The following is a 14,450-nucleotide window of genomic DNA, read 5'->3' as shown; positions in this document are numbered from 1 at the left end:
GTATCAGCCTGGGGATTTGTTCCTGGGCGGACGCCGTATTCTCCGACAAGGTCGAGATCTGTTCGGGATTGAGGCTCAGGAAAGAATGACGAGTGTGTCGGTCGGCTCCCGTTCCAGGGCCGAGATCTGGAGAAGCTTCTCCCACGGGGAGCGGCGTGAGGTCACTGCTGTCGTCGTGGCGACGCTCCAGAGCCAGAGTGCGTCCACGCTGCTGCTCCTGCTGCTCTCCCTGCTCGCCCTCGATCTCAGCGGATCGGCGGCGAGCTCCCCGCTCGTCGTGGCGGCCGGGGCGCTGCCGCCGCTGCTGTTCGTCCGCGGCATCCGCGCCGTCACCCGCCGACTGGACGAGCGCTGGGTGATGCTGCTGTCCGACCTCGGGGCGTTCATGGTCTCACTGGCCCTGTGGGGGCTCGTCCACACCGGCAACGCACAGCTGTGGCACGTCTACCTCGGCATGTTCCTGTTCTCGACCTTCGGAGCGTTCTACCTGCCGGCCATGCGCGAGTGGGCCACCGGCCGGACGGCCGACGTGGAGCAACTGACCTGGCTGAACGCGATGCTGGCGGTGGCGACACAGGGCTCGGTCGTCGTCGGCTGGGCGGTGGGCGGCGTACTGGCCGCCTCGGTCGGCCTCGCGCCGTCCCTGGCGATCTGTGCTCTCTCCTACGCCGTGGGCATCGCGCTGCAGTTCGTGGTGTTCGTCGTGCTCAACCGCGCGCCCCTGTGGAAGGGGCGGCCGGGAGCCGCGGACGCCACCGACGTGGCGCGGCCGGCGGCGGCCGGGGCGTGGCGGGATGTGTGCGACCCCCGCCGGCTCGGGCTGTACACGGGCTCGCTCCTCCTGCTCGGGCTGACGCACACGCTCGCGTTCAGCATGTTCGTACCGCTGCTGACCGGCAGCGACGCGGGCAAGTCGTGGATCGCGGGCATCGCCAACGCCTCCTTCGCCCTGGCGGCGATCGTCAGCGGGGTGGTGATCTCCGGCGGGGTGTGCGGGCGTTACGCCCGTGCCCTGGCACCCCACATCGTCATCGTCGGATTCGGCGTCCAGATCCTGTTCGGGCTGACCGCCCCGCACCCGGTCTGGTCCATCTGCCTCTACACCGCCGTCGGCCTGCTCAACGGAGGTGCCAGCGCCCTGCAGAGCGAGGTCCAGGACCGCTGGCGGCCGGTGGGCTCGGCCCAGGCGTATGCCGTCTTCGGCGCGCTCCAGGGGCCGTCGCAGCTGGCCGGATCGCTGGTACTCGCCCTCTTCCTCACCTGGTTGCCGGTGCGGCCGCTCTACATCGCCACGATCGTGCTGCTGGGCATGGGCGCGGCGGTCCTGCTGCTCCTGGCGAGGCTGCGTACGCCCGCGCTGACGGCCGAAGGAAGTCTCTGACCGGAGCGGGATTCGATGACGAAGCCCACGAGGCCCACAAAGCTCATGAGACCCACGAAGCCCACGAAGCCCACGAACAACGAGAAGACCACAAAGACCACAAAGACCAAGAAGACCGAGACAACGAGGCAAGGGGAGCGACCGTGTCACGTATCGCCGTTTACGGGCTGGGAGAGATGGGGGCGGACATCGCCCGCTGCATCACCGGGCGAGGGCTCGGCATATCCGTCTACGACCCGGTGGTCGACCTGTCCGGCGAGTCCGAGCACCTCCACCAGTGCTCCTCCGTCGGCGAGGCCGCGAGCCGGGCGCAGACCCACCTGGTCGTGGTCAAGGGCTTGCCGGACCTCGAAGCGCTGCTGTTCGACGACGGCGGCCTGTGCCGGTCCGCCCCCGCGGGCTCGCTCGTCGTCGTCCACACCACGGTGACGCCGCAGGCCGTGCGGGAACTGCACCAGCGGGCGCGCGACACCTATGGGCACACCCTGATCGACGCGGCGCTCAGCCGCCGCGGCGGCCGCGTCAGCGAGGGCTCGCTCTCGCTCTTCCTGGGCGGCGCCGACGCGGATATCGCGGCCGCGAAGGACACGCTGCAGGCGTACGCCGACAACATCGTGCACGCCGGTCCCACCGGCGCCGGAATGACCGTCAAGCTCTGCAACAACTGGCTGCTCTACAGCAACCGCCACGCCGCACTGCAGGCGCTCAGGGCCGGACAGGAGCTGGGCGTCGACATCGACACCCTGCGCGAGGCACTGGCGGCGTCGACCGGTTCGAGCTGGGCGCTGGCGCACTACTCCGAGCTCGACGAGGCGATCGTCGCGGGCCGCGGCGCGCCGGCCGTCGCCCGCGACCGTACGGCATCCGAACTCGGCATGGCGCGGGAGATGACCACGGCCGTCGGTGCGGTGCCCTCGAGCCTGAAGGAGGCACTCGCCCTGGTCGACGTCATGTAGAGCGCGCTCCCAGCGCTCGACGTCGTGTGCGGACGCGAGCCGTCCGCGAACCGCTCCTGGGAAGAAGGCACGCGATGGCGATCGCGTGCCGTGCAGAAAGGCGAACATGCGCAGCACAGCCGTCAGCGGCGACGAGTTGCACTTTCTGACCCGCGCCCTCCCCGTCCAGCTGTGGAACTCGGCACCGGCGGCGGAGGTCTACGGGCGCACCCTGAACGTGGTGTGCCTCGACCGCCGGGAGAGGCCGACCGGCGTGTGGGTCTGCCCCCTGGACGACGGCGACGAGGCCCCGGCCGCCCGCCGTCCGTTCCGTCTGCTGCCCTACGCCTCGCCGTGGGTGGACCCGTCCCTGCACGCCGTGGACCGGCACCGGGTGGTCGCCTCGATGACGGCGGAGCTGATGGGGCAGGTGGAGGCCGTCGAGCTCCCGATGGGCCCGGAGTTCGGCGAGGCCGCGGCCCTCATCGAGTCGGGTGCGTCCGTGGTGTGCCGGCACACCCGCATGCTGGACGTCGCGGCGGACGACGACCTCCGGGCCGCCTACCTGCCGACCGTGCGCAGCCACATCCGGGCAGCTGAGCGCCGACACCGCATCGAGCGGGTGGCACCGGAGGCGTTCGACTTCACGCGCGCGATCGTCGGGCAGGACGAGGCCGCGATCGCGGCGCGGCGGCGCTCGGGGCTCGCGATCAGCCGGACGCACGCGACGCTGTGCCTCGCGGCGGTCGACGGCGACGACGTCTGCCGGGGCCAGGTCTTCGTACTGCAGTCCGACCGCTCCGCGATCCTGATGCACTCCTGGTTCGACCGCGCCGGGACCCGCGGGGTGCCGACGCTGCTGGTGGACCGGGCCATCGAGGTGACGGTCGGCGAGTGGAAGGTCAGCACCTTCGACTTCGAGGGCAGCGTGATCCCCAGCATCGACCGGTTCATGGCCGGTTTCGGCGCCTTCGCCAGCGCCTATCCGCAGGTGCAGTGGCAGCGCTCGGGCGAGCGGTCACGCCCCTGCGCGGAGCTCGGCTGATGGCATCCGCGGTGGCCGTCACGGATCTGCGCACCCTGTCCGCCGGGCAGCTGGGGCACTGGCGGGAGCTGTACGCGCGCTGCGGCACCAGGGTCCAGCAGTCGCCCGCGTACGCACAGGCCATGAGCGGAGCGGGCCACTCGCCGCTGGTCGCCCTGGGCCCCGACGCGGTCGCCGTCTTCACCTGCGACACGGTGATGTGCACGGCGCTCTGCGGCGATCTGCCGTTCCTGAGTGCACGGCCGCCGGGCTCCGGACAACTGCTCGCCATGGTGTCGCAGGTGCGGCGCGCGACGGGACTGCCGGTGTACGTACCGCTGGTGGCACACGAGTACGCCGAGGTGGACGGCCAGGGCGAGGCCCGGTCCTGGCCGCGACTGCCGAACTCCCTGATCGACTGGTCCCGCGACGGCGCGGATCTGTGGGAGCGCGTCCTGAGCCGCGGCACCTCCCAACTGCCCCGCAAAAGAAGGCTCGTCGAGCGCGACGGCCTGACGCTGCACACCGGGCGGACGGGCGAAGCGGCCGTGCGCGACATGCTGGCGGTCGACGACGCGTCGTGGAAGGCCGCCCGCGGGCAGAGCATGCGGCAGCGCCCGGCGCAGCTGGCGCTCTACAGCGAGCTGGTCCGGGGCGGGACGCTGACGGCGACCTTCCTGCGGGACGGCGGCCGCCCGGTCGCCTTCCGGCTCGACGGCCGCATCAAGGACCGGGTGATGTGCCTGAAGTGGTCCTACGACGAGTCCTACCGGCGCTATTCCCCGGGGCTCTACCTGCTCACCGAAGGACTGACCCGGCAGTGGAGCGGGCAGGGCATCCGCACCGTCGACCTCTACGGCAGCCCGGACTCGCTGAAGGATCTGGTGTTCAGCGAGCGGCGGGAGCGTGTGGACGTGTGGTGCGGGAGCCCACGGCTGGGGGGCGAACTCGCCGCCGAACGCCGGGAATTGGATGCGCGGGTGACCCGGGTCCAAGCAGCGGGGAAGGGGCTCCGGCATGCCTTCGGATGACGAGAAGTCCCGGACGGCGGTGGACGAACTGCTGCGCCGGTTCGCCCGCCCCGCCGCCGAATTCACCGCCTGTGGCACCGCGGCGCTCGAAGTCGCCCTGGAAGTCCTCGGGATCGGCCGCGGCGACGAGGTGGTCGTCCCCGACATCGGGTGCCATTCGGTGGCCGCGGCCGTGGTCCGCAGCGGCGCGATACCCGTCTTCGTCGGCGTCTCGGACGCGCTGACCCTGAGCCCCGGCGAGGTCGCCGAGGCCTGGTCGCACCGGACCCGCGCCGTGGTCGCCGTGCACCAGTACGGGCTGCCGTGCGATGTGCGCGGCATCGTGGACGCGGTGCCGCCGGACGTGGCGGTGATCGAGGACGTGGCGCAGACCTGGGGCTCGTACGTGGGCGAAGCGGTCGCGGGCTCCACGGGCACGCTCGCGGTCGTCTCGTTCGGGCCGTCGAAGCCCGTGGCGCTGGGCGGCGGCGGTGCCGTCCTGGGACCGGCCCGGGCCCTGGCCGGAGCGGTCGGGCACGGTGACATCGGCGACCGCGGCCTCGGCCGCCCGCCGTCCTCGGCCCGCTTCCCGATGCCGTTGCTGCAAGGGCTCGCCGACGCCCTCGGGCGCGCGGACGCACAGCTCGCGGCGCGGCGGTCCGCGGTCGCGCGCTTCCTGGACAGCGAGCTGTCCGCGCACTTCCGGCTGCCGCCGCTCGCGCCGGACAGCGGAGCCGGCTGGACGCGCCTGCCGCTCTACCCGATCCGTCCGCCGGAGCACACGTCCTGCGCACAGAACGCTCAACTGCTGGACGCCCTAAGGGCTTTCGGGGACGTCCAGCAGATGCACGACCTTCCGCCCTCCGGGCTTCCCATGTTCCGGGGATGCGACAAGCGCGTGGTCCCCGGAAGCAAGCGCCAACAGGATCCGTTCCTCGTCAAGTTAGGATGACCGCACCGTTATGGCATTGGTGAACCCCCATCAGTTCTTCGACCTCTCGCACGAATCAGCGGACTCCTTACCGCACTTCCAGTCGGTGCTGCGCGACGGACAGCTCTTCCGTTACGTGGAAAGCGAGCGGGAATCCGCGAACACCCTCATCGAGCGGCATTTCGCCGACCACTTCGGCAAAGAGGCGGCGGTGGCGGTGGCCAATGGCACCGTCGGCCTGCGGCTCGCGCTGCGGGCGGCCGGCGTCAAGGCCGGCGACCGCGTCCTGGTCAGCGCGTACTCCTTCATCGCCTGCGCCATGTCGATCGCCGCGCTCGGCGCGGTGCCGGTGCCCATGGACATGGACTCGGCGCTGACCGTGGACACCACGGCCCTGGAGTCGCCCGAGGGCCCGATCGCGGCCGTGATGATCGTGCATGTCCAGGGCCACGCCATCCCGGTCGGACGGGTCCGCGAGCTGTGCGACACCCTGGGCGTCCCGCTCATCGAGGACGTCTGCCAGGGGCTCGGCGCCGAGTCCCCCGACGGCCGGGCGGGGCAGCTGGCGGACATCGCCGTCACCAGCTTCCAGCAGTCCAAGCAGGTGGCGTCGGGCGAGGGCGGCCTGGTCGCCGGAAGCGCGGAACTTGTCGAGCGGGTGTACCGGCTGACGGACCTGGGCGCCGTGCGCCACGACGGCGGGCTGCCGGACTGGGACGACGAGCGGGCGGTGGTGGCGGACAACCTGCGGATGACCGAGCTGCAGGCGGCACTCGTCATGGACCAGGCCGGCTTCCTCGACGACACGCTCGCACGCCAGCGGGCGCACCGCACCCGCCTGCGGGAGGCGCTCGGCCGCGACGTCCGCGTCCTCGACAGCGCGAACCCGGCAGGGGACGCGGCATCGCACACCCTGTTCCTGGCGCGCACCGCGTCCGACGCCCAGGAATTCTGCGCGGCCCTGCGGGCCGAGGGCGTACTGTCCCGCGTGGTGTGGAAGAAGACCTACCTCGAATACGGGCTGTTCCAGCGCTCGGCGCTGACCGGCGAAGTGCCCTCGCGGCTGTGGCCGAAGGAGGCCATGGCCGTGGCACCGAGAATTCTCAGCGTGCCCACCTCGAAATACATCACGGAATCCGATGTGGCACGCGTCGCACAGGCCGTAACGGCCCACCGCCGCCACCTCGTACAGGAGAATTGAGCTCCCCGATGAAAGACATCGCACTGCTTCTGCGCGGGCTGCCGGGCGTGGGCAAGACCACCACGGCCACCCTTGTGCGCAACACCCTCGTGCCGTCCGTCCGCGTCTCCAACGACTCGGTCCGCTACATGGCGCGGCCCAGGGACTTCAGCGACCTCACCATCACGGCGTCCGAACTCGCCTGTATGGACCTCGCGTTGTCCTACCTCGGCAGCGGCTTCACCCCGGTTGTCGACGGCGTCTTCGAGGACCCGGACTTCCTCGCCGTCCAGCAGCTCAGGTTCCGGCGGCGGGGTCTGAAACTCGTGACGGTCACGCTCCGGGCGAGCGTGGAGGACCTCCTGGCGCGAAACGCCGCCAGGGACGAGCTCGCGCGCATGGACGAGGACCGCATCCGGGAACTGCACGCAGCCTTCCGGCCCGTCGGCCATGTGCTGGACATCGAGGACAAGCAGCCCGAGGAGGTCGCGGACGACGTCCTGGACCTGCTGGCGCTGACGCCGCAGGACGACCCCTGCGCACCCGCGCCCGCGTCCGCCCCCGCCACGCGCGTCGGCACCCAGGTGCTGTTCCTGCGGCACGGAGCGCCCGCATACCCGGCGGACGTCTACCCCGATCACTTCGAGATGGGGCTGTCACGCCAGGGGCGCGCCGAGGCCATGGCGGCCCGTACCGCCGTGGCACGCTTCGCGCCGGACGCGGTGTACAGCTCCGACTTCCGGCGCGCCCATGAGACGGCACAGCTGGCGGCGGGCTCCCTCGGCCTGGAGATCCAGCGCAGCCCCGCCCTGCGGGAGCGCGTGTTCCACACCTTCTCCGGCATGCCGCTGGAGCGCGTACGGGAGATCCTCGGGGACGAGGCCGACCGCGTCCTCACCGGCAACAGCGACCTGTGGGAACACCCCGACGAAGAGCCCTACGAGACGGCGCACCAGCGGGTGCTGGACTTCTTCGACGGCCTGGCCGCCGAGCACAAGGGCCGGCGGATTCTGGTGGTGGGCCACGGCGGCCCCCACGCGTGGCTGCTCGACAAGGCGCTGTGCGCGGACATGAAGGGCCTGCGGCGGCTGCGCTGGGACACCGGCCACTTCTCCCGCTTCCATCTCGGGCCGGACGGCGTCCGGGTGGACTTCGTCAACCGCTCGCCCGAGGGCGTCGCCCCCGGCCCGGTACGCGGGGAGGTGGAGTGATGCGCCCCCTGTTAGCGGACCGGCCGTCAGGGGACCGGCGGTCGGAGGACCGGCCCGCCCGGGTCGCCGTGCTGGCGACCCCGTTCGGCTTCGGCCCCGCCTCCAAGGCCCACACCATCGCCCAGGTACTGACCCGCGAGTACGGCATCGAGGTGCACTACTACGGGTCGGACTCCGCACAGGACTTCTTCGACGCGCAGGACGGCGTGCGCGCCCGCCGGATCGGCACGGCGGAACTCCAGCGCGATCCGGACCTGCTCGGCTCCTACGGCGCGATCGTCAACGTACTGGCCCCCGAACTGATCACCTCGCACCAGACGGCCGCGGTGACGCACTACGTCGACAGCCTCGGCTTCATGTGGCAGCCGGCCGATCTGGCGGCCGACAGCCCCCTCAAGCGGGTGCGCGCCTACTTCGCGCAGGACCTGTTCGGCAGCGTCGACAACCTCACCGGCCTCGGTGTGCCCGGCGTCGTCGGTGTCTCCGGCATCGTCTCCCCGCCCGCGCTCGCGACCGGCGGCGCGGGCACCGGGCCGGCCCGCGCCCTGGTCAATCTCGGCGGCCTGAGCAACCCCGCGGGAAACGGCTCGGCGCACGCGTATCTCCCTTTGGCGGAGCGCCTGTTGGGCGTGCTGCGCGGCGGGGCGTTCGAGCTGTCGGTGGCCATGAACCGTGTGAACGGCTTCTCCCGGTTCGCCAGCGGCTCGGCACGGCAGCTGTCCGGTACGGACTTCCAGGACGCGCTGGCCGGCTGCGACCTGGTCTTCAGCTCGCCGGGGATGACGACGCTGATCGAGACCTCGCAGGCGGGCAGGCCCTATGTGCCGCTGCCGCCCCAGAACTGGAGCCAGGTCGTCATCTGCCGGCACATGAGCCGGATGTCGGGGCAGGAGATCTGGCCGTTCCTGGCCGAGCGGTACGCCCGGATCGACGCCGGAGCGCAGGAGGCGTTCAAGGCCGACGCTGTGCGGCAGATCAACCGGGATCTCGCCGCCGACGCGGGCTTCGCGCTGGAGTACGGCTGCCTGGCGCAGCGAGCGGCCGGGTCGGGTGAAGTGCCCACGGTGGGCGCCCCGTTCACCGGTGCGCAGGAAGTGGCCGCGGCCGTGGCCGAGGACCTGGGAGTGCGCCGCGGTGCCGGCGCCCCGTCGACGAAGGTGGGAGCACGATGAAGGCACGGACTCTGGACGGTCTGGGAACGTCGCTGCGGTCGATCGCGGCGGAGGTGGACCGGGCGCACGAGTGGAGCCAGGTCTCCCGCTCCATGGGGCCGGAGCGGGTGGTCACGGTGTTCGGCTCGGCCCGTACCCGCCGCGGCCAGCCGTCCTACGAGATGGCGCAGCAGCTCGGGGCCGCGGTGGCCGGGCGCGGATGGGCCGCGGTGACCGGCGGCGGACCGGGCATCATGCAGGCGGTACGCGACGGGAGCGGCGAACTGCTGTCGCGGGCCGTGCGGATCGAGATCCCGGGCGAGGAGCCCGAGACGGAGCTGGACGCCACCCGGTCGATCACCGTCGGCACCTTCGCCCTGCGCAAGCTGCTGCTGACGCACGACATCGACGCGCTGTTCGTCTTCCCCGGCGGCGTGGGCACCTTCGACGAGCTGTACGAGGTCCTGGTGCATCAGGACACCGGCCGGCTCGGCCGGTTCCCGGTGATCCTGATGCAGCCCGAAGGGGGACGGCTGTGGGACGCCTGGCTGGAGTTCATGCGGGAGCACCTCGTACAGAGCGGACTGGCCAGCGCCTCCGTCCTGGATGTGCTGACCGTCGCCGAGTCCGTGGAGGAGGCCCTGGCCGCGGTGGCCCCCGCCGCGCAGGAGCCCGGCGTACGGGAGTACGCCGTGGCGCGGGCCGGCGGCGAAGGGGCCCTGGAGTGAGCGCGCCGGCCGCCGTCCCGGCAGCGGCACCTACACCGGAGAGGAGCACACCGTGCGGGTGAGCGTCATCATCCCCGCGTACAACGCGCGGGACGCGCTGGAACTGTGCCTGCTGTCACTGGCCCACCAGACCATCGGCGCACAGCACGCGTACGAAGTGATCGTCGTGGACGACGGCTCCACGGACGGTACGGACAAGATGGTCGCCGAGCTTCCGGCCCGCCTCGACCTCCGTTACGTCCACGAGCCCCGGACCCCGCGATCCGGGCGCGCGCGGGCCCGCAACATCGGCCTCGCACGGGCCGGCGGCGACCTCGTGGTCCTGCTCGACGCGGACCAGGTGGCGGCGCCGGACTTTCTCGCCCGGCACATCGCGGCACACGCCGGGCAGGACGATCTCGTGGTCGTCGGCCGGCGCTTCCAGCTCGGCGAGGGGCAGGCCGACCGGGAGCGGCTGCGCCAGGAGTTCAGCTTCGACGCGCTCCCGCCCGTGGTGCGCGGCGACGAGCGGGAGCCCGTGCTCGACGCGTTCGGCTGCGGCCTGGAGGGCCTGGACACCGCCTGGCACTATCTGTGGTCCTGCAACGTCTCGGTCCTGCGCGGCCATCTGACGGCGGTCGACGGCTTCGACGAGGGCTTCCTCGGCTGGGGGCTGGAGGACGCGGAGCTGGGCTACCGGCTGCGCCGCCGTGGTCTGCGGTTCCGGTACAGCACGGAGGCGGCCGTCCACCACGAGCACCGCGAGCCCGTCACCGCGGCCATGCACGCCGAATGGCGCCACAACCTCGCGTACTTCATCCGCCGGCACGACGATCTCGCCGTCGTGCTGCAACGGGTCTTCGACCCGGCCATCGATCCGCACGGCGCCGCGGGCCCGAGCTGGCACGAGTGCTGTCTGCGGTTCGAGCGTGCCGCGCGTGCGCTGAACGGACACGACCGTCCGGATTCCGGGAACTGAAGCCCCGCGTCCCACCCCTGCGGCAGCCGCGCGCCCCGCCACCGCCCGGCTGCCGTACGCGAACCACCACCCCAGCTGCGAGAGGTACTGACGCTCCGTCATGCACACGTCCGTCCCCCCAGGGCACAGCGGTTCCCCGGGCGCCCCCGTCACCCGGCTCGTCTACCTGCCCACCAACCGGCCCTTCGAGGCCGCCTTCCGCTCCGTGGCCGCCGAGGTTGAGGCCGTCCGGTCCACCTCCCACGACGACATACGGCTGCTGGTCGTCGACGACGGCTCCCCGGAAATCTCCCGGCGCAACCGGGAGCTGGCCGGGCGGGTCGGGCGCGAGCAGGGCCGCGCCGTCCACGTGCTCGGCCCGGAGCGCTGGCACCACCTCGTGGACGAGATCGTCACCGCGGCCGCCCTGCCGCCCGCGGACGCGGACACGGCGCGCTCGGCGCTGATCAAGCCGACCGGCTCCTACGGCGCGGGCCCCAACAAGGCAGCCCTGTTCGCGGCGTTCGTCGGCGCCCGGACCCTGCACCGGCGGGACAGCGACCAGATCACACAGGTGGACCCCGGCTCGGGCCGCTGCCCGCTGCACCTTGAGATCGAACTGCTCGACAGCGCGGCGGGAGAGGCCGGCGCGTACTGCGCCGGCTCCTCGCTGACGGGGGAGCCGACGCGGGACCGACGGGACCTGCAACACGATTCCCCCGACTTCGCGCGCCGGATCGACGCCCTCAGCAAGCTCTCGCCGGAGACGGTCCGCGCGCCGCAGACCGAAGGTGCCCCGGCGCCCCGGCGGGCCGTCGCCGGGGGCGGCGTGCCGGTGGAGCGCGACCTCACCGGCGCGGTGGAAATGGGAATCGCCGCCCTGCGTACGGTGCACGCCTGGATTCCCGAGATGCCCGCCGTGGGAATCCTCGGCAGCGACTACTTCCAGAAGGGCCTGCTGTACCAGCTGGAACTGCCGGTCTATTACCACCGGTTGCGGGCCCGCCATGTCTACGAGGAGTGGCGGGCGGCGCAGCACGACCCGCGGCATCTGGGCCGGTACGCCCTCGCCGAGCTGCGCTACACGATTCTGCGGTTCCACTGGAACGCCTTCAACGAGGCGCTGAAGGCCGAGCGCGGGAATCTGCTCCTCGCCGATGGCGGCTTCGACTCCGCCGCGTACGGCGAACTCTTCGTCCAGGCCCTGGCGCGAGGAGAACGGCGCGCCGCGCGCCTCCCGCACGAATTCACCGCCATTTACAAAGAAGCGGCCGCCACGGCCTCGGGAGAGGTCAGGAAGCGTCTGGAGATCCGCGTGGCGGCGCTGGAGGAAGCGGTGGACGCGGCCCCCGGATATGTCGCCGAGGCGATCCGCGAGTTCGCCCGCCTCACGCGGCTGTGGCCCACGCTCATGTCGGCCGCCGCCCGCCTCGGCCGACGGCACGGGCACGACCCCCGGACGTGATCGCACCACCGCGCGGATCCTGACCAGCGAAAAGAGGCAAGACTTATGTGTGGCATCGGCGGAATCCTCATGAAGGCGCGCGGCGGCGCGCGCGATACGGACATGGCGCGGCGGCTGGGCGCCTCGCTGTCCCACCGGGGGAGGTCAGGAGAGGGCGCGTTCACGGACGCGTGCATGTCCCTGCACTCCGCCCGGCACGCCGTCATCGCCATCGACGAGGCGCGCCAGCCCCTGCGCGACTGCCAGGGCGAGTACGTCATGGTGGGAAACGGCGAGGTGCTCAACTACCGCGAGCTGGCCGGGCAGTTGCCGCCCGACAGAAGGCGGCGGCTGCCCGCGGGCGATCTCCAGGTGGCGCTCGAACTCTTCGCGACGCGCGGCGCCCAGGGGTTCGAGCCCCTGCGGGGGCCCTTCGCCCTGGCCGTCTGGGACCCTTCGGGCCGCGAGCTCACCCTCGTCCGCGACCGCCTGGGCGAGCGCCCGCTCTACTACTACGAGACCCCCGACCTGTTCCTGTTCGCCTCCGAGGTCAAGTGCCTGGAGGCGGCGCTCGCAGGCGGCCTGCACCTCGACGAGACGAGCGTCGTCTCCTTCATCGGGCTGGGCCGCACCTTGGGCGACCGGACGTTCCACCGGGAGATCAAGTCCGTTCTCCCGGGCGAGATCCTGCAGATCAAGGACGGCCGCACGGCCCGTCGGCAGCTGGCCCCCGTACCGCAGCTCTTCGACGCGGCCGCGGGCGCGAGCAGCGAGAGCGAGGTGCACCGCCTCATCGACCAGGCCAACCACCGCATGCTCGTGGCGGACTGCCCGGTGGCCGTCGGCTTCTCCGGCGGCATCGACTCCTCGGCCGTCCTCAAGGCGGCGCTGGACGGCGCCGACGTGGCGGCGGCCATCACCGTCTTCTCCGACGCCGGGCCGGGCATCGACGAGAACCTGCGCCGCGCCCGCGCCGTGGCCAAGATCTTCAACGTGGACCTCGTCGAGGTGCCCTTCACCATCCCCTCCCTCGACGACACGGTGGCGCTCCTGGACGAGACGCTCGACGGACCCGCCGCCGAGCCGCTCGTCCTGCACAACAACGCCCTGCACGTGGCCGCACGCGGCTTCGCCCCCGTCCTGCTCGGCGGCCACGGGGCGGACGAGGTCTTCGCCGGTTACGCCCGCTACGGCGCCCTCGCGGCGGACGCGGACCGTTCCACCACCCTTGAGTGGATGGGCGGTTCACTGTGGGAGAGGTGGCGCCGCGCGGCCGGCTGGAAGCGCTTCGTCGACACCTTCGTCGCCGACGAATTCGCGGCACACGCCGATTTCGCCACTGACCCGCTCGGCCGCCCGTTCCCCTACGAATACGCCGAGGACGGTGACCCGGTGCTCTTCGGCCAGGCGCTCGATCTCTTCCGGCTGATGTCCTACGACAACTTCCGCGCGACGGACGAGAACGGGATCGCGCAGGGCGTGGAGGTGCGCTCCCCCTTCTTCGACATCGACCTCATAGCGGGGGTATTCGCCCTCCCCGCCCAGCGCCGTATGCGCCCGGACACCCCCAAACACCTTCTGCAACAGGTATTCCGGGGCTCGCCCCTGGCCGAACGCTTCGCCGAAACCAAGGTCGGCTTCGACGACGCGTTCTCCTACTCGGACTGGATGTTCGCCAACTGGCCGCAATTCTCCGCCACCATCACCGAAGGCCCGCTCGCCGAAATGGGCGTCCTGCGCGCATCGGCACTACGGCGCCTGGCCGACCTGGACTGGCGCCTCCAGTGGCGGCTCTTCGCCATGACCACCTGGCTGACACGCCCCGTCAGGAGCGCGGGGCCGTGCCGATAGGCGGCCGCGCCGCGTGGGCGCGACCGGCCCTCCCCGCCGGCCCGCGGATCGATGACCGCAGGTCCGGCGGAGCGCTCAGTGCCGGACCAGCTTGTTCACCGCCGTCTTGGCCGTCGCCTTGAACGCGGCGACCGGCGCGTGGCTCAGGTCGCCCATCTGCGCCCAGCGGACCACGGTGACCGTCGAGCCGGAGCGGCCGACCGCGTAGAGGTTCACGCCCGGCTCCGAGTCGGGGACGGAGGTGTGCACGCCGTAGAGGTGCGCGCCGTCCCCGGCCGCGACCGTGCCGTAGTCGTCCCAGGAGGCCGTGCCGCCGGGGTTCTCGCGCAGCCAGGACGCCGCGCAGTTCGCCAGCCGCCGCTCCACCGTGGCCGCGAGGCGGCGCGCGTTCTCGGGGTCGGAGGAGGTGTGAGTGACCTGCGTGGCGTGGGTGTCGTACTCGGTGCCGAAGGAGCGGTGGTAGGTGTCGGGGCTCTCCGGCACGACCTTGCCCTCCAGGCAGAACGGCTCCGGGTCCGGCAGCCCCCGGGTGACCGGCCCGGCGGACCAGGCCGAGGAGGGGTGCGGCGGCAGATCGGCGGGCGCCAGGAACCCCGGCACGGCCGCCCGGCGGGCGCCGGAGTCGGCGGCGGTACCGGCGGCGGTGGCGGTGCCCGCTCCCGCGAGC

Annotated in this window: 13 protein-coding genes; 12 read left to right on the top strand and 1 reads right to left on the bottom strand. The window is 72.0% G+C overall.

Annotation, left to right across the window (positions count from 1 at the left end; translation table 11 throughout):
- Nucleotides 1-85 precede the first annotated feature (85 nt).
- The 12 genes from AC4IJH_RS19310 to AC4IJH_RS19255 all read left to right on the top strand — a co-directional run bounded on the left by AC4IJH_RS19310 (nucleotide 86) and on the right by AC4IJH_RS19255 (nucleotide 13,783).
- On the top strand, nucleotides 86-1,381 hold the full coding sequence (locus AC4IJH_RS19310; RefSeq protein ID WP_490853008.1) for an MFS transporter: 1,296 nt from the start codon (nucleotides 86-88) through the stop codon (nucleotides 1,379-1,381).
- A 143-nt stretch (nucleotides 1,382-1,524) separates the two neighbouring features.
- The gene (locus AC4IJH_RS19305; RefSeq protein ID WP_490853007.1) at nucleotides 1,525-2,337 is read left to right on the top strand and encodes an NAD(P)-dependent oxidoreductase; all 813 of its coding nucleotides are present in this window, start codon (nucleotides 1,525-1,527) and stop codon (nucleotides 2,335-2,337) included.
- A 106-nt stretch (nucleotides 2,338-2,443) separates the two neighbouring features.
- On the top strand, nucleotides 2,444-3,361 hold the full coding sequence (locus AC4IJH_RS19300; RefSeq protein ID WP_490853006.1) for a hypothetical protein: 918 nt from the start codon (nucleotides 2,444-2,446) through the stop codon (nucleotides 3,359-3,361).
- Nucleotides 3,361-4,371, top strand: coding sequence for a GNAT family N-acetyltransferase (locus tag AC4IJH_RS19295; protein WP_490853005.1), 1,011 nt, complete (start codon nucleotides 3,361-3,363; stop codon nucleotides 4,369-4,371). Before AC4IJH_RS19300 ends, AC4IJH_RS19295 begins: the two co-directional genes overlap by 1 nt.
- Complete coding sequence (locus AC4IJH_RS19290; RefSeq protein WP_490853004.1) at nucleotides 4,358-5,302, top strand: DegT/DnrJ/EryC1/StrS family aminotransferase; 945 nt, start codon at nucleotides 4,358-4,360, stop codon at nucleotides 5,300-5,302. The genes AC4IJH_RS19295 and AC4IJH_RS19290 overlap by 14 nt, the downstream gene beginning before the upstream one ends.
- Nucleotides 5,303-5,321: 19 nt before the next feature.
- Nucleotides 5,322-6,482, top strand: coding sequence for an aminotransferase class I/II-fold pyridoxal phosphate-dependent enzyme (locus AC4IJH_RS19285; RefSeq protein ID WP_490853067.1), 1,161 nt, complete (start codon nucleotides 5,322-5,324; stop codon nucleotides 6,480-6,482).
- An 8-nt stretch (nucleotides 6,483-6,490) separates the two neighbouring features.
- Nucleotides 6,491-7,672 (top strand): histidine phosphatase family protein, encoded by a 1,182-nt coding sequence (locus AC4IJH_RS19280; protein ID WP_490853003.1) that lies wholly within the window; start codon nucleotides 6,491-6,493, stop codon nucleotides 7,670-7,672.
- Nucleotides 7,672-8,844 (top strand): hypothetical protein, encoded by a 1,173-nt coding sequence (locus AC4IJH_RS19275; RefSeq protein ID WP_490853002.1) that lies wholly within the window; start codon nucleotides 7,672-7,674, stop codon nucleotides 8,842-8,844. Before AC4IJH_RS19280 ends, AC4IJH_RS19275 begins: the two co-directional genes overlap by 1 nt.
- Nucleotides 8,841-9,551 carry an LOG family protein gene (locus tag AC4IJH_RS19270; RefSeq protein WP_490853001.1) on the top strand — a complete coding sequence of 237 codons (711 nt, stop codon included), beginning with the start codon at nucleotides 8,841-8,843 and terminating at the stop codon, nucleotides 9,549-9,551. The genes AC4IJH_RS19275 and AC4IJH_RS19270 overlap by 4 nt, the downstream gene beginning before the upstream one ends.
- 52 nt (nucleotides 9,552-9,603) lie before the next feature.
- Nucleotides 9,604-10,509, top strand: coding sequence for a glycosyltransferase (locus AC4IJH_RS19265; protein ID WP_490853000.1), 906 nt, complete (start codon nucleotides 9,604-9,606; stop codon nucleotides 10,507-10,509).
- A 100-nt stretch (nucleotides 10,510-10,609) separates the two neighbouring features.
- Complete coding sequence (locus tag AC4IJH_RS19260) at nucleotides 10,610-11,953, top strand: DUF6271 family protein (RefSeq protein WP_490852999.1); 1,344 nt, start codon at nucleotides 10,610-10,612, stop codon at nucleotides 11,951-11,953.
- Nucleotides 11,954-11,998: 45 nt separating this feature from the next.
- Nucleotides 11,999-13,783 carry an asparagine synthetase B family protein gene (locus AC4IJH_RS19255; protein WP_490852998.1) on the top strand — a complete coding sequence of 595 codons (1,785 nt, stop codon included), beginning with the start codon at nucleotides 11,999-12,001 and terminating at the stop codon, nucleotides 13,781-13,783.
- 75 nt (nucleotides 13,784-13,858) lie between these two features.
- On the opposite strand, the gene AC4IJH_RS19250 is transcribed toward AC4IJH_RS19255, so the two are convergent.
- Nucleotides 13,859-14,450 (bottom strand): hypothetical protein (locus AC4IJH_RS19250; protein WP_490852997.1); only part of this gene is annotated, 592 nt, incomplete at its 5' end.

The sequence above is a fragment of the Streptomyces sp. UF-297 genome, from assembly GCF_058245575.1.
Note: the sequence above shows the minus strand (reverse complement) of the source record. Positions and strands in the feature narration are given on the sequence as shown.

Bases quoted from the DNA above. Each gene is read 5' to 3' on its own strand.
- AC4IJH_RS19310 (WP_490853008.1), top strand. From the start codon at position 86: ATGACGAGTGTGTCGGTCGGCTCCCGTTCCAGGGCCGAGATCTGGAGA.
- AC4IJH_RS19270 (WP_490853001.1), top strand. From the start codon at position 8,841: ATGAAGGCACGGACTCTGGACGGTCTGGGAACGTCGCTGCGGTCGATC.
- AC4IJH_RS19295 (WP_490853005.1), top strand. From the start codon at position 3,361: ATGGCATCCGCGGTGGCCGTCACGGATCTGCGCACCCTGTCCGCCGGG.
- AC4IJH_RS19290 (WP_490853004.1), top strand. From the start codon at position 4,358: ATGCCTTCGGATGACGAGAAGTCCCGGACGGCGGTGGACGAACTGCTG.
- AC4IJH_RS19275 (WP_490853002.1), top strand. From the start codon at position 7,672: ATGCGCCCCCTGTTAGCGGACCGGCCGTCAGGGGACCGGCGGTCGGAG.
- AC4IJH_RS19280 (WP_490853003.1), top strand. From the start codon at position 6,491: ATGAAAGACATCGCACTGCTTCTGCGCGGGCTGCCGGGCGTGGGCAAG.
- AC4IJH_RS19300 (WP_490853006.1), top strand. From the start codon at position 2,444: ATGCGCAGCACAGCCGTCAGCGGCGACGAGTTGCACTTTCTGACCCGC.
- AC4IJH_RS19255 (WP_490852998.1), top strand. From the start codon at position 11,999: ATGTGTGGCATCGGCGGAATCCTCATGAAGGCGCGCGGCGGCGCGCGC.
- AC4IJH_RS19260 (WP_490852999.1), top strand. From the start codon at position 10,610: ATGCACACGTCCGTCCCCCCAGGGCACAGCGGTTCCCCGGGCGCCCCC.